The sequence below is a fragment of the Myroides injenensis M09-0166 genome, from assembly GCF_000246945.1.
Lineage (GTDB): Bacteria > Bacteroidota > Bacteroidia > Flavobacteriales > Flavobacteriaceae > Flavobacterium > Flavobacterium injenense.
Genome location: NZ_BAEX01000174.1, coordinates 1 through 912 on the forward strand (window position 1 = coordinate 1; position 912 = coordinate 912).

Genomic DNA, 912 nt, shown 5'->3' on the forward strand with positions numbered 1-912 from the left:
AATACCCGTTGTGCATTATGAATAGGTAGTAAAAAAAGTTGCCCATGCTTATAATAAGCAGTAAATTTAAGATCCTACCCAAAAACTTACCTATGGACAACTTGCTTGCAAATTACAAAAGAATATTAGAAGTTTTACAGTCAATTAGTGAAAATACTTTACTTTCTTATCAAAGACGCAAACCAAGACTAAGTGATCTGGAATTAATAAGTATTTGCTTAACAGCAGAATACCTTGGTATAGATAGTGAGAATTATTTGTTTACACTTTTACCTAAAGAATTACAACACAAAATAGAACGTAGTGTTTATAATAGAAGAAAACGTCGTTTATTTTTTCATATTGAAGCTCTAAGGACTAAAATATCAGGATTACTAAATAATAATCAAACCCATTTTATTATTGATAGTATGCCATTAGAGGTTTGTAAACTATCCAGAAGTAATAGAGCTAAAATTTGTAAAGAACAATACGCTACTTCTCCAAATCAAGGCTATTGCGCCTCTCAATCGATGCATTTTTACGGATATAAACTACATGCAGTTTGTTCATTCGAAGGTGTTTTTCATAGTATAGATTTAACTAAAGCTTCTGTACACGATATCAATTATTTAGAAGATGTAAAACATCAAATGAATGATTGTGTGTTAATTGGAGATAAAGGTTATTTGTCAAGCAAGGTACAATTAGATTTATTTGAGACTGCTAATATTGAGTTAAGTACTCCTAAAAGAAAAAATCAACTTGACTATAAGCCTCAATTCTTTTTATACCAAAAAGGAAGAAAAAGAATAGAAACCTTATTCTCTCAATTATGTGATCAATTTATGATTAGACGTAATTATGCTAAATCCTTTGAGGGATATAGAACTAGAATATTATCTAAGATAACTGCTTTGACTACAATACAGT

Annotated in this window: 1 protein-coding gene; it reads left to right on the forward strand. The window is 29.4% G+C overall.

Annotated features, from left to right (window positions below):
• Positions 1–92: 92 nt before the first annotated feature.
• Positions 93–912, forward strand: an 820-nt coding sequence (locus RH98_RS15025; RefSeq protein WP_010257868.1) for an IS982 family transposase, incomplete at its 3' end; no start/stop codon positions are given.